This is a genomic window from Streptomyces roseofulvus (assembly GCF_039534915.1).
GTDB lineage: Bacteria > Actinomycetota > Actinomycetes > Streptomycetales > Streptomycetaceae > Streptomyces > Streptomyces roseofulvus.
Genome location: NZ_BAAAWE010000001.1, coordinates 1,371,363 through 1,389,176, shown reverse-complemented (window position 1 = coordinate 1,389,176; position 17,814 = coordinate 1,371,363). Strand labels below are relative to the sequence as shown.

General features: G+C 73.8%; 22 protein-coding genes. 12 read left to right on the top strand and 10 right to left on the bottom strand.

From position 1 onward, the window contains the following. Positions 1–62: 62 nt before the first annotated feature. From bioD to bioB, 3 genes are read right to left on the bottom strand one after another with little or no spacing between them, the layout of a single operon-like run. The gene (gene bioD, locus ABFY03_RS06365) at positions 63–779 is read right to left on the bottom strand and encodes a dethiobiotin synthase (RefSeq protein ID WP_346169426.1); all 717 of its coding nucleotides are present in this window, start codon (positions 777–779) and stop codon (positions 63–65) included. Positions 780–839: 60 nt separating this feature from the next. Further along, positions 840–2,120, bottom strand: a complete 1,281-nt coding sequence (locus ABFY03_RS06360) for an adenosylmethionine--8-amino-7-oxononanoate transaminase (protein ID WP_319007893.1) — start codon at positions 2,118–2,120, stop codon at positions 840–842. 8 nt (positions 2,121–2,128) lie between these two features. Then, positions 2,129–3,373, bottom strand: coding sequence for a biotin synthase BioB (gene bioB / locus ABFY03_RS06355; RefSeq protein ID WP_346169425.1), 1,245 nt, complete (start codon positions 3,371–3,373; stop codon positions 2,129–2,131). 168 nt (positions 3,374–3,541) lie between these two features. On the opposite strand from bioB, the gene ABFY03_RS06350 reads away from it, so the two are divergent. Both ABFY03_RS06350 and ABFY03_RS06345 read left to right on the top strand, forming a co-directional pair. After that, a complete protein-coding gene (locus tag ABFY03_RS06350) occupies positions 3,542–4,720 on the top strand; it encodes an 8-amino-7-oxononanoate synthase (protein ID WP_346169424.1) in 1,179 nt (392 codons plus the stop codon). A gap of 210 nt (positions 4,721–4,930) precedes the next feature. Next, positions 4,931–5,371 carry an ATP-binding protein gene (locus ABFY03_RS06345; RefSeq protein ID WP_346169423.1) on the top strand — a complete coding sequence of 147 codons (441 nt, stop codon included), beginning with the start codon at positions 4,931–4,933 and terminating at the stop codon, positions 5,369–5,371. Positions 5,372–5,381: 10 nt separating this feature from the next. Here the strand turns inward: ABFY03_RS06345 and ABFY03_RS06340 are convergent, their stop codons facing one another. Both ABFY03_RS06340 and ABFY03_RS06335 read right to left on the bottom strand, forming a co-directional pair. Beyond that, the gene (locus ABFY03_RS06340; RefSeq protein WP_319007860.1) at positions 5,382–5,825 is read right to left on the bottom strand and encodes a cytidine deaminase; all 444 of its coding nucleotides are present in this window, start codon (positions 5,823–5,825) and stop codon (positions 5,382–5,384) included. Positions 5,826–5,834: 9 nt separating this feature from the next. Beyond that, complete coding sequence (locus ABFY03_RS06335) at positions 5,835–6,068, bottom strand: hypothetical protein (RefSeq protein ID WP_346169422.1); 234 nt, start codon at positions 6,066–6,068, stop codon at positions 5,835–5,837. A 69-nt stretch (positions 6,069–6,137) separates the two neighbouring features. On the opposite strand from ABFY03_RS06335, the gene ABFY03_RS06330 reads away from it, so the two are divergent. After that, on the top strand, positions 6,138–6,305 hold the full coding sequence (locus ABFY03_RS06330; protein ID WP_346169421.1) for a hypothetical protein: 168 nt from the start codon (positions 6,138–6,140) through the stop codon (positions 6,303–6,305). An 88-nt stretch (positions 6,306–6,393) separates the two neighbouring features. Here ABFY03_RS06330 and ABFY03_RS06325 read toward each other — a convergent pair whose 3' ends face one another. The 3 genes from ABFY03_RS06325 to ABFY03_RS06315 form a co-directional block, all read right to left on the bottom strand. Then, positions 6,394–6,870 (bottom strand): C40 family peptidase, encoded by a 477-nt coding sequence (locus ABFY03_RS06325; RefSeq protein ID WP_319007863.1) that lies wholly within the window; start codon positions 6,868–6,870, stop codon positions 6,394–6,396. Positions 6,871–7,394: 524 nt separating this feature from the next. Beyond that, positions 7,395–7,700 carry a hypothetical protein gene (locus tag ABFY03_RS06320; protein ID WP_319007864.1) on the bottom strand — a complete coding sequence of 102 codons (306 nt, stop codon included), beginning with the start codon at positions 7,698–7,700 and terminating at the stop codon, positions 7,395–7,397. A 7-nt stretch (positions 7,701–7,707) separates the two neighbouring features. Further along, positions 7,708–8,331 carry an ATP-dependent Clp protease proteolytic subunit gene (locus ABFY03_RS06315; RefSeq protein ID WP_346169420.1) on the bottom strand — a complete coding sequence of 208 codons (624 nt, stop codon included), beginning with the start codon at positions 8,329–8,331 and terminating at the stop codon, positions 7,708–7,710. 58 nt (positions 8,332–8,389) lie between these two features. Between ABFY03_RS06315 and ABFY03_RS06310 the strand changes: the two genes are divergently transcribed. Beyond that, a complete protein-coding gene (locus ABFY03_RS06310; RefSeq protein ID WP_346169419.1) occupies positions 8,390–8,689 on the top strand; it encodes a type II toxin-antitoxin system Phd/YefM family antitoxin in 300 nt (99 codons plus the stop codon). A 111-nt stretch (positions 8,690–8,800) separates the two neighbouring features. Here the strand turns inward: ABFY03_RS06310 and ABFY03_RS06305 are convergent, their stop codons facing one another. Further along, positions 8,801–9,802, bottom strand: a complete 1,002-nt coding sequence (locus ABFY03_RS06305; RefSeq protein ID WP_346169418.1) for an ABC transporter permease — start codon at positions 9,800–9,802, stop codon at positions 8,801–8,803. A gap of 139 nt (positions 9,803–9,941) precedes the next feature. Between ABFY03_RS06305 and ABFY03_RS06300 the strand changes: the two genes are divergently transcribed. The 8 genes from ABFY03_RS06300 (at position 9,942) to ABFY03_RS06265 (ending at position 16,998) form a co-directional block, all read left to right on the top strand. Further along, positions 9,942–10,574, top strand: a complete 633-nt coding sequence (locus ABFY03_RS06300) for a TetR/AcrR family transcriptional regulator (protein ID WP_319007868.1) — start codon at positions 9,942–9,944, stop codon at positions 10,572–10,574. Positions 10,575–10,736: 162 nt separating this feature from the next. After that, positions 10,737–11,039 carry an urease subunit gamma gene (locus ABFY03_RS06295; protein WP_319007869.1) on the top strand — a complete coding sequence of 101 codons (303 nt, stop codon included), beginning with the start codon at positions 10,737–10,739 and terminating at the stop codon, positions 11,037–11,039. Between the two features lie 15 nt (positions 11,040–11,054). Then, positions 11,055–11,438 (top strand): urease subunit beta, encoded by a 384-nt coding sequence (locus ABFY03_RS06290; protein ID WP_346169417.1) that lies wholly within the window; start codon positions 11,055–11,057, stop codon positions 11,436–11,438. Continuing rightward, positions 11,431–13,152 carry an urease subunit alpha gene (locus ABFY03_RS06285; RefSeq protein WP_319007871.1) on the top strand — a complete coding sequence of 574 codons (1,722 nt, stop codon included), beginning with the start codon at positions 11,431–11,433 and terminating at the stop codon, positions 13,150–13,152. Before ABFY03_RS06290 ends, ABFY03_RS06285 begins: the two co-directional genes overlap by 8 nt. Then, complete coding sequence (locus ABFY03_RS06280; protein ID WP_346169416.1) at positions 13,152–13,820, top strand: urease accessory protein UreF; 669 nt, start codon at positions 13,152–13,154, stop codon at positions 13,818–13,820. The genes ABFY03_RS06285 and ABFY03_RS06280 overlap by 1 nt, the downstream gene beginning before the upstream one ends. Before the next feature lie 13 nt (positions 13,821–13,833). Beyond that, complete coding sequence (ureG, locus tag ABFY03_RS06275; RefSeq protein ID WP_346169415.1) at positions 13,834–14,529, top strand: urease accessory protein UreG; 696 nt, start codon at positions 13,834–13,836, stop codon at positions 14,527–14,529. Then, a complete protein-coding gene (locus ABFY03_RS06270; RefSeq protein ID WP_346169414.1) occupies positions 14,526–15,272 on the top strand; it encodes an urease accessory protein UreD in 747 nt (248 codons plus the stop codon). Before ureG ends, ABFY03_RS06270 begins: the two co-directional genes overlap by 4 nt. Positions 15,273–15,411: 139 nt before the next feature. After that, positions 15,412–16,998, top strand: coding sequence for an alpha/beta hydrolase (locus tag ABFY03_RS06265; protein ID WP_346169413.1), 1,587 nt, complete (start codon positions 15,412–15,414; stop codon positions 16,996–16,998). 58 nt (positions 16,999–17,056) lie between these two features. On the opposite strand, the gene ABFY03_RS06260 is transcribed toward ABFY03_RS06265, so the two are convergent. Next, entirely contained in the window at positions 17,057–17,737 is a 681-nt protein-coding gene (locus tag ABFY03_RS06260) for a lysophospholipid acyltransferase family protein (RefSeq protein ID WP_346169412.1), read from the bottom strand. Positions 17,738–17,814: the final 77 nt, after the last annotated feature.

The following is a 17,814-nucleotide window of genomic DNA, read 5'->3' as shown; positions in this document are numbered from 1 at the left end:
GGAGGCGGGCTCCCGGGGAGACGCCCCACGGCAAAGGGGACGCGCGGGGGAGCGGCGGCGGCTCAGGCCCCGGCCGCCCGCGCGAACGCGTCCGCGTCCCAGCTGCCGCCGAGCGCGGGAGCGAGCCAGCCGCCCGCCGCCGCACGGAAGGCCGCCGGGTCCAGCGCGCCCGAGCCCTCCGGCACCGCGCCGAGGAGCGGCGCCCCGGCCGACGTCGGCAGGTCCGTCAGATTGCACCGCGCCGCGAGGTCCGGCGCCGCCGGCCAGCTGCCGACGACGACCCCGAGCTGCGCGATCCCGCGCGCCCGCAGCGCCTCGGCCGTCAGCGCCGTCGAGTTCAGCGTCCCGAGTCCGGCCGGCGCGACGACGAGGACGGGTGCGTCGAGCAGCCGGGCCGCGTCGGCGAGGGTGCCGCCCTCCTCGTCGAAGCGGACGAGCAGCCCGCCCGCACCCTCGACGAGCACCAGGTCGTGCTCCTCGGCCAGCGCGCGCGCCGCCTCCGCGACCCGCGCGGGACCGACCGGCGCCATGCCCGCCCGCCGGGCGGCCGTGTCCGGGGCCAGCGGCTCCGGATAGCGGGCCAGCTCGGCGGAGGTCCTCGCGCCCGAGAGCCGTACGACCTCGTCCGCGTCACCGCGTTCGGCGGGGGTGAGCCCGGTCTGGGCGGGCTTGAGGACCGCGACCGAACGCCCGGCGGCGACGGCCGTGGCGGCGACCGCCGCCGTGACGACGGTCTTGCCGATCTCCGTCCCCGTCCCGCTGACGACGACGATGCTCATGCTGTTCCCTTCACTTCTCTCCATCCACCTCTCTGCCGTCCGCCGCCGTTTCCGCCGGGCTCAGCCCGCCGTCGCCGCGGCGCGCACCGCCGCGCAGATCCGCGCCAGGTCGGCGTCGCCGGTCACGTACGGCGGCATCGTGTAGACGAGGTCGCGGAACGGGCGCAGCCACACGCCCTCCCGGACCGCGGCCCGGGTCGCCGCCGCCATGTCGACCTCGTGGTCGAGCTGGACGACGCCGATCGCGCCGAGCACCCGCACCTCGCGGACGCCGGGGACGTCCTCGGTGCCCGCGAGTCCGTCGCGCAGCCCGGCCTCGATCCGCTCGACCTCCCCCGCCCAGTCCTGGGAGAGCAGCAGGTCGATGGAGGCGCACGCGACCGCGGAGGCGAGCGGGTTGCCCATGAACGTCGGACCGTGCGCGAGCACGGGCACCTCGCCCCGCGAGATGCCGTCGGCCACGGTGCGGGTGCACAAGGTCGCCGCCATCGACAGGTAGCCGCCCGTCAGCGCCTTGCCCAGGCACATCACGTCGGGGGAGACCCCGGCCTGGTCCGCGGCGAACAGCGTGCCCGTACGCCCGAAGCCCGTGGCGATCTCGTCGAAGACGAGCAGCACGTCGTGCGCGTCGCACGCCTCGCGCAGCACCCGCAGGTACGCCGGGTCGTGGAAGCGCATGCCGCCCGCGCCCTGCACCACCGGCTCCACGATCACCGCGGCCAGCTCGCCCGCGTGTTGCGCGATCGTGGTGCGGAGCAGTTCCGCGTACGACTCCTCGTACGCGGCCGGCGGCGCGTCCACGAAGACCTGCTGCTGGAGCACGCCGGACCACAGCTGGTGCATCCCGCCCTCGGGGTCGCACACCGACATCGGCTGCCAGGTGTCGCCGTGGTAGCCGCCGCGCCAGGTGAGCAGCCGCCGCTTGGCCGGGCGGCCGAGCGAACGCCAGTACTGCAGGCACATCTTGGCCGCGACCTCGACCGCGACGGAACCGGAGTCGCTGAGGAAGACATGCTGCAGCGGTTCGGGCGTGATCTCCACGAGCCGGGCCGCGAGCCGTACCGCCGGCTCGTGGGTGAGCCCGCCGAACATCACGTGGCTCATCCGGTCGAGCTGACCGCGCGCCGCCTCGTTGAGCACCGGGTGGTTGTAGCCGTGCACAGCCGACCACCACGAGGACATGCCGTCGATCAGCTCCGACCGTCCCTCGGAGGGCTCGGCGAGGTGCAGCCGCACCCCGGACGCGGACGCGACCACCAGCGGCTCCGCACGACCCGGCATCGGGCCGTACGGATGCCACACGTGCGCCCGGTCCAGGGCGAGGAGTTCGTCGTTGCGCATCGTCACCGTTACGCGTTCGGCGCCAGGTCCGTGCCGGCGCCGCGGCGGCGTACCGCCACCAGGTCCGTCCGCGCCTCCGAGGCCGGGACGGAAGCCTCGGCCGGGGCCTGCGCGTGGCCGCCGCACGGGCCGCAGCCGCCACCGGCCGTGGCGTCCGCGTGCGAGCCGCAGCCGGCCGCCGCCTCGGAACCGCAGCCGCCCGCCGAGGCGTGCGAACCGCAGCCGCCGCCCGCCGCCGCGAGCGCGTCGGCGCGGTGGGCGGGCAGCGTGGTCGTGCCCGCGCCCTCCACCTCGAAGCCGGCGTCCGCGATCATGTCGAGGTCGGCCTGGCCGGCCTGGCCCTCGCTGGTGAGGTAGTCGCCGAGGAAGATCGAGTTGGCGATGTTCAGCGCCAGCGGCTGCATCGACCGCAGGTGGACCTCGCGGCCGCCCGCGATCCGGACCTCCACGTCGGGGCAGACGAAGCGGACCATGGCGAGGATGCGCAGGCAGCGCTGCGGGCTGAGGTTCCACTCCTTCGCCAGCGGCGTGCCCTCGAAGGGGATGAGGAAGTTGACCGGCACCGAGTCCGAGTCCAGCTCGCGCAGCGCGAAGACCACGTCGACCAGGTCCTCGTCGGTCTCGCCCATGCCGGCGATCAGGCCCGAGCAGGCGGAGAGGCCCGCCGCGTGCGCCTTCTGCACGGTGTCCACCCGGTCCGCGTAGGTGTGGGTGGTGGTGATCTCGCCGTACGTGCCCTCGGAGGTGTTGAGGTTGTGGTTGTACGCGTCGGCGCCGGCCGACTTCAGCCGCTCGGCCTGGCCGTCGGAGAGCAGACCGAGGCAGGCGCACACCTCGACGCCCTCGTTCTGCTCCTTGATCGCCTCGATGGTCCTGCCGACCCGCTCGACGTCCCGGTCCGTCGGCCCGCGGCCGCTCGCCACCAGGCAGACCCGCTTGGCGCCGCCGGCGATGCCCGCCGCGGCGGCCTGGGACGCCTCGTCCGGCTTCAGCCACGTGTACTTGAGGATGTCGGCCTTGGAGCCGAGCCGCTGCGAACAGTACGAGCAGTCCTCCGGGCACAGCCCGGACTTCAGGTTGACGAGGTAGTTCAGCTTCACCCGCCGCCCGAACCACTGCCGGCGCACCTTGCCGGCCGCCGCCACCACATCGAGCAGTTCGTCGTCGGAGGTCGCCAGCACGGCGAGCGCTTCTTCACGGGTCGGCGTCTCGCGCCGCAGCCCCTTCTCCACCAGCGTGTTCAGCAGGTCCATAAGGGCTGATCCTTGCCTACGGCACACCCCCCGGCCAAGGAGGATCTGAACAAACGAGCCCGATCGAGGTGTGTGTATGACCACATCCCGACCTCGGCCTCCTGCCGTTAGGGTCTGTGCGCTGCCTACAAAAGGCGCCGACCACCGGCGCCGACGGAGGAACGCCCCATGCCCCAGGCCCAGCCGACCCCGCCCGCGCGCCGTTCCGCTTTCGACTGGACCGGGGCGGAGGCCCGCCGGCGGGCGGAGGCCGGGCTGGTACGGACGCTGCGGCCGCGCCCCGCGGAGTCGGGGCTGCTCGATCTGGCCGGCAACGACTACCTCGGTCTCACCCGGCACCCCGAGGTCACCGGGGCGGCCGCGGAGGCCGCCCGCCGCTGGGGCGCCGGCGCGACCGGCTCGCGGCTCGTCACCGGCACGACCCGGCTGCACACGCGGCTGGAGGAGGAACTGGCCGCGTTCTGCGGCTTCGAGGCCGCCCTCGTGTTCTCTTCCGGCTACACCGCCAACCTCGCCGCGCTCACCGCGCTCGGCGGTCCGGGCGCGCTGATCGTCTCCGACGCCGCGAACCACGCCTCGATCGTCGACGGCTGCCGGCTCGCCCGCGCGGAGGCCGCCGTGGTCCCGCACGCCGACCCGGAGGCCGTACGCAAGACGCTGGAGGCGCATCCGGGGCGGCGGGCGCTCGCCGTCAGCGACTCCGTCTTCTCCGTCGACGGCGACCGGGCCCCGCTGGAGGACCTCGCCGCCGCCTGCCGTGACCACGGCGCGGGCCTGGTCGTGGACGACGCGCACGGGTTCGGTGTGCTCGGCGACGGCGGCCGGGGCGCCCTCCACGACGCCGGGCTCGCCGGCGACGAGGACGTGGTGGCGACCCTCACCCTCTCCAAGTCGCTGGGCAGCCAGGGCGGTGCCGTCCTCGGCCCGGCCCGGGTCGTCGAGCACCTGGTCAACGCGGCGCGCACCTTCATCTTCGACACCGGGCTCGCCCCCGCCGCCACCGGCGCGGCGCTCGCGAGCCTGCGGCTGCTCGCCGCCGAGCCGGGCCTCGCCGGGCGGGCGCGTACGGTCGCGACCACCCTGCACCGGGCGCTCACCGAAGCGGGGTTCACCGCGGCCCGGCCGGACGCGGCGGTGGTGTCGGTCCACGCGCCGGGACCGGAGGAGGCGCTGCGGTGGGCGGCCGACTGCCGCGAACAGGGCCTGTCCGTGGGCTGCTTCAGGCCGCCGTCGGTGCCGGACGGCATCTCGCGCCTGCGGCTGACGGCCCGCGCCGACCTCACGGACGCGGAGATCGAGCGGGCGGTCGCGACGATCGTGCGGACCGCGCCCGCCGGAGCGCGCTGACACCGCTCGGCGGCCGCGGGGCCGGGAAGGCTCGGGTGGCGAGTGCGGGAAGCCGCCCAAGGAGGCTCCAGGCGGGCAGAGTTCACCGCTTCGGGCGACAGAACGGGGCATATCTCGGGAGAACGCCCCACCCGGGCCCTTGATCGGTGGCAGTCTGACGCGAAGCGCGATCCGGGGCGACGGCCCCGGCGGGAAAGGGACGACCTCGCCATGGCAGATCACCAGGAAGCATCCGTCACCCTGCCGAGCGAGCCCGCCGCGGTCGCCACGGCGCGGAGGTTCGTGGCGGAGGTGCTCGGCCGCTGGGGTCTTCACGACGGCGGGGACGCGGCGGACGCGATCCGGCTGATGGTCTCGGAGCTGGCGACCAACGCGGTACAGCACACCTTCGGGCAATCACCCACCTTCACCGTCGAGTTGCGTCTCGACCGCGACGAACTCCTGCGGATCGGCGTGACCGACAGCCATCCGCGCTTTCCGCGCCGGCTCCCCGCCGCCGTCCAGCAGGACAACGGACGCGGCATGGTGATCATCCGCGTCCTCGCGGCGGAGGCGGGCGGCCGCCTCTCGTTCACGCCGACCGCCGAGGGCGGCAAGACCGTGTGGATCACGCTGCCGTGGGCCGCGGCGGCGGCCGTCCCGGCCTGCTGAACGCGCCCGTTCAGTCGGCGTGCATGTCCGTCGACGGCCAGGAGCCGCCGGCGAAGTGGCGCGCCCAGTAGTGCGGATGCAGCTCGGCGAGCCGGTGCGCGACCCAGCGCGTCGGATCCTCGGGGTCGGGTACGCCGACCTCGACGTCGGGCCCCCAGAGCGCGAGCCGTTCCTGGCAGACGCCGCACGGCGGCAGGATGACGTACCGGCCGTCCTCGGGATCCCGGAAGACGCAGACGGACGCGGTCACGCGGCGGTTCAGCGTGTACGCCTGGCAGTACGCGCCGGTCTCCTGGCAGAGGGCGACGCTGCCGTGGATGTTGTCGAGGCCCACGCTGGTGAGGATCCGTCCGTCGTCGAGACGGACGGCGGCGGCCCCGCCGGCCTCGTCGGGGGACCAGCGGCGGTCCGACTGCGCGATGGCGGCGTCGACAAGAGCTTGATCGAGTGTCATCGCCGCATCCTAGGGAGCGGCGACACGCGCGGGCGTGCCGGTGGCGTCGATGCCGACCTCGCCCCGTGCCGTGCAGGTGCTCAGCGGCGAGCGGGAGCTGAGGCCCACGACGCTCCCGGCGCCGGGCGCGGGGACGTCGGATCGCGTCGCGCCCGCCGCGACGACGGCGCGCTTCGTCTGCTCCTCCTCTCGGATCCTGGCGTACTCGCGGGCGCGGATCACGTCCAGGTCGGGCGCGTCCACGCGGCGGAGAAGAGCCCGCGGCTCTCCTTCGATCGGGTCTTCGCGGAGCGGGCGCACGCCGGCGAGGAGATGTTCGTCCGACTCGACCGGGCGATGGACTCCGGCGATCCCCGGATGGTTCACCCCGTCGTCCGGGCCACCCTCGAACTCGCCCGGTCCTCGCCGCTCGCCGGTCTCGGCGACCTCGGCACGTTCTGGGCCGGACTCGGCACGGAGGACCGTCCGGTCGGGCTGTGACACCGTCCCCGTGGGACGGCCGAGGCGCCTGCGGCGCGGGGTGCGGCGGCGCCACCGCACCCCCGGGACGGCCGCGGGCGCCGGTGGGTCAGCGCACGCGGCCGTAGGAGACCTTCGAGGTCCAGATCCTGTCGAGCTTCACCCAGGAACCGGTCTTGGGCGAATGCCAGATCTTGCCGCTGCCGGCGTAGATCCCCACGTGGTAGACCCGCCCGCCCGAGTGGAAGAAGACCAGGTCGCCCTTCTGCCGGCTGGAGGCGGAGATGTGCCGCGTCTTGTTGTACTGCTGCTGCGCGGTGCGGGGCAGCGACTTGCCCGCCTTCTTGTACGCGTAGAGCGTGAGCCCGGAGCAGTCGAAGCGGGTGGGACCCGCCGCGCCGTACCGGTAGGGCGCGCCCTTCTTGGCCGCGGCGACGCTGAGCGCCTTCGTCGCGTGCGTGGTGGCTGCCTGGGCCTCGGGTGCCGCTCCGGGTGCGAGGAGCGTGCCGCCGACGGCGGCGAGGGTGAGAGCCGAGACGGCTCCGGCCCGGGACAGCAGGGACGGGACATGCATCTGCGCAGTCATGCGCAACCCTTCGTCAGCCGCCTGTGAAGGATGACCTGTCGGGTTCGGGCAGGCGAAGATGCCCGGCCGCGGCTGCGGCTTCACCCCAAGGGACGGCCGCGCCGGTGAATCCAGCGCGATCGACCCGTACTGCTCGGGTCCTCCACTCCTGCCGGTCCAATCCTGTCGACCAGAGTCCGGGACGGCGGCAGGACTCGGCGTCCGCCCGGACCGCCCCGCCTGGATGGCGGGGGCTTGTCGTCGTCGAGGATCTTGACCCACGAGTAGGGCGAAAACCGAGCGGAAACGGCGTTATGTGAGGCTCCTCACGACTGATCCATACGGGTGGACAAGTGGGTTTCGTGATCGTCGTAGGTTTGGCCGACGAGCCCCGTACCAGCGTCGGAATGCCCGATTCCGCCAAATGCGTACACCTGTTGCGCAACTCGCACACTTCATCTGTCGCTCGCGTGCCTACGCCGAACGGGGGACGATTTCTGCGTCCCGTGTCGGCCGTCCGGGGCTCGACACGACACGTCGGAATGTCAACTGGCGCGTTTTCCGGGCACGGTGACGCGGGCGGCCCGCCGCTCGCCGTCCAACACCCGCAGCGCGCAGGCCAATGTCTCGGCGTGGACCTCGCTCTCGCCCCGCATATGCATGAGCGTCAGCGCCTCGCGCAGCGCCTCCACCCTCCCGACCAGCGCCTGTGCGGCACGCAAGGCCCCATAGGTATGCGAACCCCTGGATGGATTGATCTTCCCCAGGAGGTCGACGACTTCGAGGTACGCGTCGATCAACTGCCCCTCGGCGCGGGTCAGGGCGGGCAGTGGCGGAAGCTCGGGCACCATCGCGGACTCACCGGGCCGACGGGCCGGAGGCCGTCCGGCGGTCGCTGACGATGTGGTCGACCAGGCCGTACGCGAGCGCGGCCGGCGCGTCGAGGATCGTCGGACGGTCGGTGTCGGCGGCGATCCGCTCCTCGTCCTGACCGGTGTACGCGGAGAGCAGACCCGTCATCACGGCGCGCAGCCGCTCCAGTTCGCGGGCCTGGAGGTCCAGGTCGGAGGGCTGCCCGGCGAACGGCTCGTCCAGGACGGGCTGGCGCAGGGTCACCCGGGCCCGGGGCAGCATCATCCGCTTCCCGGGTGTGCCGGCGGCGAGCAGGACCGCCGCCGTGGACCCCGCCTGTCCGAGGCAGGTCGTCTCCACGTCGCTCGCCAGGCTGCGCATCGTGTCGTGGATCGCGGTCATCGCCGTGAGGGAGCCGCCGGGGGAGTTGAGGTACAGCGCGATGTCCCGGCCGGGCGCGTCGGCGTCCAGGGTGAGGAGCTGGGCGATCACATCGCTCGCGGCGACGTCGTCGACCGTGGTGCCGAGGAACACCACCCGGTTCTCCAGGAGCTTCGCGTACGGGTCGAGGGTCCGGGTGCCGTACGAGGTCCGCTCCGAGAACTCCGGCAGTACGTGGCGCGCGTCCATGAGGAGTGCCTCCTTCTGTCAAAAATGTACAGGACGTACAGACCGTAAGATGAGGAGCATGACCTACGAGATCCCGGTGACGCAAGCGCGGGCGGAGCTCGCCGACCTGATCAACCGCGTGGTGTACGGCGGCGAGCGCGTGGTCGTGACCCGCCACGGGAAGCCGCTCGTCGCCCTGGTCTCCGCCGCTGACCTGGAGCGACTGGAGAAACTGGAGGCCGAGACGCCGGAGCCGGCCGACGGTCCGGTGATCAGCTCGCTCTCCGGTACGGGGGTCGCCGGCGGGCTCGGTTCCGCCACCGGTGAACAGCGCCGCTTCGGCATCGCCGCGCACCACCGCGAGCCCGGCGGGCGCTGACCCCCGGGCCCGACGGGCATCAGGTCCGTCCGCCTCCCTCCGTATACAAGGAAGCCGCGTGCCCCCGTCCGCTACGTCGGGGGCACGCGGCCGTCTCGGGACGGCGGGCGGTCAGCCCGCTGTCGTCGCCGCCGCAGCCGGGGCCGGTACGGGAGCCGGCGTGGTCCGCCGCCGGCCGCCGAGGGCCAGCGCCGTCAGGCCCGCGGCGGCCCAGAGGGAGAGGACCAGCAGCGGTCCGCCGGCCGCGGCTCCGTCGAAGAAGGCGACGGAGCGGAGCGCCGTGCCGCCGGCGCCCGGCGGCAGCCACTGGCCGAGCAGGCCGATCCCGGACGGCAGCAGCTCCGGGGCGCTGCCCATGCCCGAGAAGGCGTTGCCCGCGAGGATGGTGAGCACGGCGGCGAGTCCGAAGCCGGGCCTGCCGAGCGCGGTGGCGAGTCCCGCGAAGGTCGCGCCGATCGCCAGCACGGTCAGGGACAGCACGCCGGCCTCGGCCCAGACGTTCCCGGTCAGCGCGCCGAGCCAGCCGTGCGCGAGCGCCGCGCCGGTGAGTCCCGCGAGCGCGGAGGCGCCGGCGAGGGTGGCGGCGGCGCGGGCCCCGCGCAGTCCGAGCAGCACGGTGGCCGCACCGGTGGCGGCGCCCGCGATCGCGAGCGGCAGCAGACTGGCGCCGAGCACGGCGCCGCGCGGATCGCCGGAGGGCAGCGCGACGACGTCGGTGACCGGGACCGTCCGGCCCTCGGCGGCGGCCGGGCCCGCGACGGCCTCGCGCAGCAGGCCGGCCACGACCGGGCTGCCGGCCGAGGCGGTCAGCAGTTCCGGGCCCGCCGGGGTGACGACCACCGCTCCGTAGACCTCCCGGTTCTCGACGGCGGAGCGGGCGGCGGCGGCGTCCTCGTACCGGTGCACCTCGAAGGCCCCCTCGTGCCGTCCGAGGTCGTGGGCGAGGCCGTCCGCCGCCGCGGCCGGGCCGGCCACGCCGACGGGCAGGTCGCGCGGGGCGATGCGCGCGGCGGGCCAGGCGAAGGTCCACAGGACGAGGGCGGCGAGCGCGGGGACGAGCAGGAGCACCGCGAGGGTCTTGCGCCCCGTCGCGGGGGCGGTGGAGGCGGACATGACGGCCTCGATTCTCAGGTCGGAGCGAGCGGGGTCGCGGACGGATCCAAAGAGAAGGATCGTTCGTTTTATCTGTTCCACACTCTCCGCCCGGGTGGCGAAGTTGTCAAGAATGAATATTCGTTTTAGCTTCTGGGGTATGGCCCGTGTCTCCCAGGAACACCTCGACGCCCGCCGCCGCCAGATCCTCGACGGCGCCGCCCGCTGCTTCGCCCGCAACGGCTTCCACGCCACCTCCATGCAGGACGTGCTCGCCGAGGCCGGACTCTCCGCCGGGGCGGTCTACCGCTACTTCCGGAGCAAGGACGAACTGATCGCGGCGATCGCCGACGAGACCTTCGTCCGCATCCGCGGTGCCTTCGCGGAGGCCAGTGAGGTGAGTCCGCCGCTGCTGCCCGACGTGCTGATCGCGCGGGTGCTGACGATCGTGCTGGACGGGGGGATCGCCGGCGCGGAACGGCAGGCGTTCGCGCGCCTGATCATCCAGGTGTGGGCCGAGACCCTGCGGGACGAGACCCTGGCGAAGACCCTCGCCCAGGGCTTCGGCGGGATGCGGGACATCTGGTCGGGGCTCGTCGACGCGTACCGCGACGCCGGACTCGTCCCCGCCGACGTCTCCTCCGCCGCCATGGCCCGCACGCTCATCGCCACCGTGCAGGGCTTCATCGCCCAGCAGGCGCTGTTCGGCGACGTCGAGATCGGCGTCCTGGAGGAGGGGCTGCGCGGAATCATGTCGATGAACGCGGCAGCCGCCGCGCCGCCGGCCCGATGATCATGGAATCGCAAAGCCGGAGTTAACGCGCCGGAAAAACTTCCGCCCTAACGTGCAATGTCCGGCCGTCCCCCGCGTCTCCGCTGTTCAACAGAGTGTTGACGGTCGGTAGGGTCCGCAGCTGTCCGGGTGCGGCCCGGTGGACGACTGTGAGGTGGAAGAGTGCAACTGAGCCCGCACGAGCAGGAACGCCTGCTCATCCACGTGGCCGCCGACGTGGCCGAGAAGCGGCGCGCCCGCGGGGTGAAGCTCAACCACCCCGAGGCCGTCGCGCTCATCACCGCGCACATCCTGGAAGGCGCCAGGGACGGGCGCACCGTCGCCGAACTCATGGCCTCCGGGCGCAAGGTGCTCTCCCGCGCCGACGTCATGGACGGCATCCCCGAGATGATCCACGACGTCCAGGTCGAGGCCACCTTCCCGGACGGCACCAAGCTCGTCACCGTCCACGACCCGATCGTCTGACGGGGGCCGGCGCCGATGATCCCGGGAGAGATCCTGTACGCGGACGGGCCCGTGCCCCTCAACGAGGGCCGCCCCGTCACCCGCCTCACCGTCCTGAACGCCGCCGACCGGCCCGTCCAGGTCGGCTCCCACTACCACTTCGCCGAGGTCAACCCCGGTCTCGACTTCGACCGCGCCGCCGCCCGCGGGCTGCGGCTGCACATCGCCGCGGGGACCGCCGTCCGTTTCGAGCCCGGCGTCCCCGTCGAGGTCGAACTCGTGCCGATCGCCGGCCGCCGGACCGTCCCCGGCCTGCGCGGCGAGACCGCGGGCCCCCTCGACCCGCCGGACGCCCCCGGCTCCGGGTCCCGTCCCGCCGCCCCGCAGCCCGCGCCGCCGAACGGAGCCCCCCGTGCCTGACCTGCACCGCGCCGTGTACGCCGACCTCTTCGGCCCCACCACCGGCGACCGCATCCGGCTCGCCGACACCGACCTGCTGGTGGAGATCGAGGAGGACCGTTCCGGCGGCCCCGGCCGGGCCGGCGACGAAGCCGTCTTCGGCGGCGGCAAGGTCATCCGCGAGTCGATGGGCCAGGCCCGCACCACCCGCGCCGAAGGCGCCCCCGACACGGTGATCACCGGCGCGGTGGTCATCGACCACTGGGGGATCGTCAAGGCGGACATCGGCATCCGCGACGGCCGGATCACCGCCCTCGGCAAGGCCGGCAATCCCGACACCATGGACGGGGTTCACCCCGAGCTCGTCATCGGCCCCGAGACCGAGGTCATCTCCGGCAACGGGCGGATCGTCACGGCCGGCGCCGTCGACGCCCACGTCCACTTCATCTCGCCGACCGTCGTCGAGCAGGCGCTCGCCACCGGCGTCACCACCCTGGTGGGCGGCGGCACGGGACCCGCCGAAGGCACCAAGGCCACCACCGTCACCCCCGGCCCCTGGCACACCGCCCGGATGTTCGAGGCCCTCGACACCTTCCCGGTCAACATCGGCCTCCTCGGCAAGGGCAACACCATGTCCCGCGAGGCGATGCACTCCCAGCTGCGCGGCGGCGCCCTCGGCTTCAAGATCCACGAGGACTGGGGGGCCACCCCCGCCGTCATCGACGCCTGCCTCGGCGTCTGCGAGGAGACCGGCGCCCAGCTCGCCATCCACACCGACACCCTCAACGAGGCCGGATTCGTCGGCGACACCCTCGCCGCCATCGCGGGCCGGACCATCCACGCGTACCACACCGAGGGCGCGGGCGGCGGGCACGCGCCGGACATCATCACCGTGGTCTCCGAGCCCCACGTGCTGCCCAGCTCGACCAACCCGACCCGGCCGCACACCGTCAACACCATCGAGGAACACCTCGACATGCTGATGGTCTGCCACCACCTCAACCCGGCCGTCCCCGAGGACCTCGCCTTCGCCGAGTCCCGGATCCGGCCGTCCACGATCGCGGCCGAGGACATCCTCCACGACCTCGGCGCCATCTCGATCATCTCCTCCGACTCGCAGGCCATGGGCCGGATCGGCGAGGTGGTCCTGCGGACCTGGCAGACCGCCCACGTCATGAAGAAGCGGCGCGGCGCGCTGCCGGGGGACGGCCGCGCCGACAACCGGCGGGTCCGCCGCTACGTCGCCAAGTACACGATCAACCCGGCCGTCGCCCAGGGCATGGACCACCTCATCGGCTCCGTCGAACCCGGCAAGCTCGCCGACCTCGTGCTGTGGGAGCCCGCCTTCTTCGGGGTGAAGCCGCTCGCCGTCCTCAAGGGCGGCCAGATCGCCTACGCGCAGATGGGCGACGCCAACGCCTCCATCCCCACGCCCCAGCCGGTGCTGCCGCGCCCCATGTTCGGCGCCCTCGGCCGGGCGGCGGCCGCCGGCTCCGTCAACTTCACCGCCGAGGCGGCGATCGAGGACGACCTGCCCCAGCGGCTCGGCCTGGCCAAGGAGTTCACCCCGATCCGCTCCACCCGCCGCGTCACCAAGGCGGACATGCGGGAGAACGACGCCCTGCCGCGCGTCGAGGTCGACGCCGACACCTTCACCGTCACCATCGACGGCGAAGCGGTCGAACCCGCCCCCGCCGTGGAACTGCCCATGGCCCAGCGCTACTTCCTCTTCTGATGGCGGCTTCCCGCTCCGCCCTCCTGGTGCTCGCCGACGGACGCTTCCCGGCCGGCGGGCACGCCCACTCCGGCGGCGCCGAGGCCGCCGTGAAGGCCGGGCGCATCCGCGACGCCGCCGGGCTCGAAGCGTTCTGTCTCGGGCGTCTGCACACCGTCGGCCTCACCGCGGCGGGCCTCGCCGCCGCGGCGGCCCTCGGGCTCGATCCGTACGAGCTCGACGCCGCCGCCGACGCCCGCACCCCCTCGCCCGCGCTGCGCGCCGCCGCCCGGCGGCTCGGCCGCCAGCTGATGCGGGCCGCCCGCGCCGCCTGGCCGAGCCCCGAACTCGACGCGCTCGCCGCCGCCTTCCCGCACGGCGCGCACCAGCCCGTCGTGCTCGGCATCACGGCCCGGGCGGCGGGGCTCGGCCCGGAGGACGCCGCGCACTGCGCCGCGTACGAGACGGTCGGCGGCCCCGCGACCGCGACCGTACGCCTCCTGGGCCTCGACCCCTACCAGGCGACCGGCGTCCTCGCCCGGCTCGCCCCCGTGATGGACGAGGTCGCGCGGCGGGCCACCGCCGCCGCCCGCGAAGGCGTCGACGCCCTGCCCGCCGCCTCCGCGCCGCTCCTCGACATCACCGCCGAACAGCACGCGGACTGGCCCGTCCGCCTCTTCGCCTCGTAACACGGGAGCACCCATGCACCTCGACCACGGTCACACCCACCACGGCGCCGTCTCCGCCGACGCCCACCGCCCCGACGGCACCCGGCGCGCGCTGCGCGTCGGGCTCGGCGGGCCGGTCGGTTCCGGCAAGACCGCCACCGTCGCCGCGCTCTGCCGCACCCTCCGCGACGGCCTCTCGCTCGCCGTCGTCACCAACGACATCTACACCCGCGAGGACGCCGAGTTCCTGCGCCGCGAGGCCGTGCTGCCGCCGGAGCGCATCCAGGCCGTGGAGACCGGCGCCTGCCCGCACACCGCCATCCGCGACGACATCTCCGCCAACCTCGAGGCCGTCGAGGAGCTGGAGGACGCCGTCGGCCCGCTCGACCTCATCCTCGTCGAGTCCGGCGGCGACAACCTCACCGCCACCTTCTCCAAGGGCCTCGTCGACGCGCAGATCTTCGTCATCGACGTCGCCGGCGGCGACGACATCCCCCGCAAGGGCGGCCCCGGCGTCACCACCTCCGACCTCCTCGTCGTCAACAAGACCGACCTCGCCCCGTTCGTCGGCTCCGACCTCGGCCGGATGGCCCGCGACGCGGCGGAGCAGCGCGGCGACCTGCCCGTCGTCTTCACCTCGCTCCGCTCGGGCGAGGGCGTCGGCCCGGTCGCCGACTGGGTGCGGGAACGGCTCGCCGCCTGGACGGCTGTGCAGGCGCCCACCGCATGAGCCTGCGCGCCACCGCCCGGATCGCCGCCGGGCCCGGCGGTTCGCTGCCGGTCCTGGAGAGCGACGGACCGCTCGCCCCGCGCCGTACCCGCGCCGCCGGCCCCGGCTGGTCGCGGGTGACGGTCGTCGGCGCGATGAGCGCCCCGCTCGGCGGCGACCGGCTCGCGATCGAGACCGAGGTACGGGACGGGGCCCGGCTCCGGGTCGACTCGGCCGCCGCCACCCTCGCCCTGCCCGGCCGCACCCCGGACCCCGCCCGGTACGAACTCCGGCTCCGGGTCGGCGCGGACGCCGTCCTGCACTGGCTGCCCGAACAGCTCGTCAGCGCCCACGGCTCCGACCTCCGGGTGCGCACCGGCGTCGACCTGGCGCCGACCGCGCGGCTGGTCCTGCGCGAGGAGCAGGTCCTCGGCCGCCACGGTGAACCCCCCGGCACCCTCGTCTCCCGTCTCACCGTCCGCCGCGCGGGCCGCCCGCTGCTCGACCAGGAGCTGGCGTACGGCCCCGGTGCCGCCCGCGGCTGGGACGGCGGCGCCGTCCTCGCCGGTCACCGGGCCACCGGCCAACTCCTCGTCGTCGACCCGGCGTACGCGGACGCGCCGCCGCCGGCCCGGCCGCTCGGCGACCAAGCGGCCCTGACCCCGCTGGCCGGCCCGGCGGTGCTCGTCACCGCGGTCGCGCCCGACGCGCTCGCCCTGCGCCGGATCCTCGACACGGCGCTGGACGAACTCGCCGCCGGCTGAGGCCGGTCGGGGTGCACCGCTCAGCGGATTCCGCACTCCGGTTATGGGTTCGGCAAAGAAACGTGTGTTCGGACTGACGTCATGCCCTCTCAGACGAAAGGATCACCCGAACAGACGACCACCTACAGGGGGAGGACCTGTGAGACGACGCACGGCAGTGCTCGGCTCCGCCGGCACACTCATCGCCGGCACGCTCGTCGCGGGCGCGCTCGCGGCACCGGCCGCGAGCGCCGACGGCGGGGCGCGCCACGGCCGCGACGCCGAGGCGACCGGTGTCGCCGTCGCCGCGGCACAGGCGGCCCGCACCGGCATCGACTGGCAGGACTGTCCCGCCGACTGGGGCCTGGAGAAGCCGATCCAGTGCGGCTGGGTCACCGTGCCCGTCGACTACGCCAAGCCGTACGGCAAGAAGATCAAGCTCGCCGTCGACCGGATCGCCGCCACCGGCACCCCGGCCGAGCGCCAGGGCGCGCTCCTCTACAACCCCGGCGGCCCCGGCGGTTCCGGCCTGCGCTTCCCGCGCCGCGTCACGACCAACAACAAGATCTGGGCGAACACCGCCAAGGCGTACGACTTCGTCGGCTTCGACCCGCGCGGCGTCGGCAAGTCCGCCCCGATCTCCTGCGTCGACCCGACCGAGTTCGTCAAGGGCCCCAAGCTCGACCCGGTGCCCGACAGCGAGGCCGACAAGCTGGCGCAGCGCAAGCTCGCCGCCGAGTACGCCGAGGGCTGCGCCGAGAAGAGCGGCGACATGCTCCCGCACATGACGACCCCGAACACCGCCCGCGACCTCGACGTCATCCGCGCCGCCCTCGGCGAGCGGAAGCTCAACTTCGTCGGCGTCTCGTACGGCACCTACCTCGGCGCCGTCTACGGCACCCTCTTCCCGACGCACGTCCGCCGCATGGTCCTGGACAGCGTCGTCAACCCGTCGACCCGCTCCATCTGGTACGAGGCCAACCTCGGCCAGGACATCGCCTTCGAGGGCCGGCTCACCGACTGGATGACCTGGGTCGCCCGGAACGACGCCGCCTACCACCTCGGCTCCACCCTCGCCGAGGTGCGGCAGCAGTGGGACACCCTGCGCGCCGCCGCCAAGAAGGCGCCGCTCGGCGGCAAGGTCGGACCGGCCGAGCTGATCGGCTTCTTCCAGAACGCCCCGTACTACGACTCCATGTGGGCCCCGGTGGCCGAGGCGTGGAGCGCGTACGCCGCCGGCGACCCGCAGCCGCTGATCGACAACGCCGCCGCGGACCTCACCGACACCGCCGGCAACATCGCCTCGGAGAACGGCAACGCGGTCTACACGGCCGTCGAGTGTGCGGACGCCCCGTGGCCGACCAGCTGGAAGAAGTGGGACCGGGACAACTCCCGCCTCCACGAGCATTACCCGTTCATGACCTGGTCCAACGCCTGGATGAACCTGCCCTGCGCCACCTGGAAGGCGCCGAGCCGGCGTCCCGTGCAGGTCAAGACGGGCCAGGGCCTGCCGCCCGTGCTCATCACCCAGGCCGAGCGCGACGCCGCCACCCCGTACGAGGGCGCCGTGGAACTGCACAAGCGGTTCAAGAACTCGCGTCTGATCACGGAGCGCGACGCCGGCTCGCACGGCATCACCAACCTGGCCAACCCGTGCCTCAACACCAAGGTCGAGGACTACCTGCTGACCGGCAGGCTCGACGCCACGGACCAGACGTGCGCCCCGCACGCGACTCCGCAGCCGTAGTCACCGGCTGACGGCGGAGGGGCGGTCGCACCACGACCGCCCCTCCGCCGTACCCCGCTCAGGAGTCGCCCGCCGCCTTCACCACGGCCGCGTACTCGTCCACGTACTCCTGCCCCGACAGCCGCATGATCGCGTACATGATCTCGTCCGTGACCGCCCGCACCACCGCCCGCTCGTCCACCGAGCCCGCGAACCGCGAGAAGTCCAGCGGCTCCCCGAACCGGATGGTCACCCGCCGGATCCGGGGCACCACCCGCCCGGGCGGCTGGATCTCGAAGGTGCCGACCATGGCGCACGGCACGACCTTCACCCCCGCCGTCAGCGCCATCACCGCCACGCCGACCTTCCCCTTGTACAGACGCCCGTCGTGCGAGCGGGTGCCCTCCGGGTAGATCCCCAGCAGCTCGTCCCGGGCGAGCACCCCGAGCCCCTCCCGGATCGCCGCCCGACCCGCCTCCTTGCCGGAGCGGTCCACCGGGATCTGCCCGGCCGCCCGGAAGAACGCGGCGGTCAGCCGCCCCTTCAGCCCGGGCCCGGTGAAGTACTCCTGCTTCGCCAGGAAGGTGATCCGCCGGTCGAGCACGACCGGCATCAGGAAGTGGTCGGAGAAGGAGAGATGGTTCCCCGCGACGATCGCCGCGCCCTCCTCCGGGACGTGCTCGATCCCCTCGACCCGCGGCCGGAACAGCAGTTTCAGCAGCGGCCCGAGCAGTACGTACTTCAGCAGCCGGTAGAACACCGGGACCCCCGTTCGTCGTCCGTCACGCCCGTTGTAACGCCCCGGGCGCCCGTGGTCCACTGGTAGGAGTGTCCCGA

What these genes read in the sequence shown, in the direction of transcription:
- bioD (WP_346169426.1), bottom strand. Translation starts at nt 779, where the DNA reads ATGAGCATCGTCGTCGTCAGCGGGACGGGGACGGAGATCGGCAAGACC.
- ABFY03_RS06360 (WP_319007893.1), bottom strand. Translation starts at nt 2,120, where the DNA reads ATGCGCAACGACGAACTCCTCGCCCTGGACCGGGCGCACGTGTGGCAT.
- bioB (WP_346169425.1), bottom strand. Translation starts at nt 3,373, where the DNA reads ATGGACCTGCTGAACACGCTGGTGGAGAAGGGGCTGCGGCGCGAGACG.
- ABFY03_RS06350 (WP_346169424.1), top strand. Translation starts at nt 3,542, where the DNA reads ATGCCCCAGGCCCAGCCGACCCCGCCCGCGCGCCGTTCCGCTTTCGAC.
- ABFY03_RS06345 (WP_346169423.1), top strand. Translation starts at nt 4,931, where the DNA reads ATGGCAGATCACCAGGAAGCATCCGTCACCCTGCCGAGCGAGCCCGCC.
- ABFY03_RS06340 (WP_319007860.1), bottom strand. Translation starts at nt 5,825, where the DNA reads ATGACACTCGATCAAGCTCTTGTCGACGCCGCCATCGCGCAGTCGGAC.
- ABFY03_RS06330 (WP_346169421.1), top strand. Translation starts at nt 6,138, where the DNA reads ATGTTCGTCCGACTCGACCGGGCGATGGACTCCGGCGATCCCCGGATG.
- ABFY03_RS06325 (WP_319007863.1), bottom strand. Translation starts at nt 6,870, where the DNA reads ATGACTGCGCAGATGCATGTCCCGTCCCTGCTGTCCCGGGCCGGAGCC.
- ABFY03_RS06320 (WP_319007864.1), bottom strand. Translation starts at nt 7,700, where the DNA reads ATGGTGCCCGAGCTTCCGCCACTGCCCGCCCTGACCCGCGCCGAGGGG.
- ABFY03_RS06315 (WP_346169420.1), bottom strand. Translation starts at nt 8,331, where the DNA reads ATGGACGCGCGCCACGTACTGCCGGAGTTCTCGGAGCGGACCTCGTAC.
- ABFY03_RS06310 (WP_346169419.1), top strand. Translation starts at nt 8,390, where the DNA reads ATGACCTACGAGATCCCGGTGACGCAAGCGCGGGCGGAGCTCGCCGAC.
- ABFY03_RS06305 (WP_346169418.1), bottom strand. Translation starts at nt 9,802, where the DNA reads ATGTCCGCCTCCACCGCCCCCGCGACGGGGCGCAAGACCCTCGCGGTG.
- ABFY03_RS06300 (WP_319007868.1), top strand. Translation starts at nt 9,942, where the DNA reads ATGGCCCGTGTCTCCCAGGAACACCTCGACGCCCGCCGCCGCCAGATC.
- ABFY03_RS06290 (WP_346169417.1), top strand. Translation starts at nt 11,055, where the DNA reads ATGATCCCGGGAGAGATCCTGTACGCGGACGGGCCCGTGCCCCTCAAC.
- ABFY03_RS06280 (WP_346169416.1), top strand. Translation starts at nt 13,152, where the DNA reads ATGGCGGCTTCCCGCTCCGCCCTCCTGGTGCTCGCCGACGGACGCTTC.
- ureG (WP_346169415.1), top strand. Translation starts at nt 13,834, where the DNA reads ATGCACCTCGACCACGGTCACACCCACCACGGCGCCGTCTCCGCCGAC.
- ABFY03_RS06270 (WP_346169414.1), top strand. Translation starts at nt 14,526, where the DNA reads ATGAGCCTGCGCGCCACCGCCCGGATCGCCGCCGGGCCCGGCGGTTCG.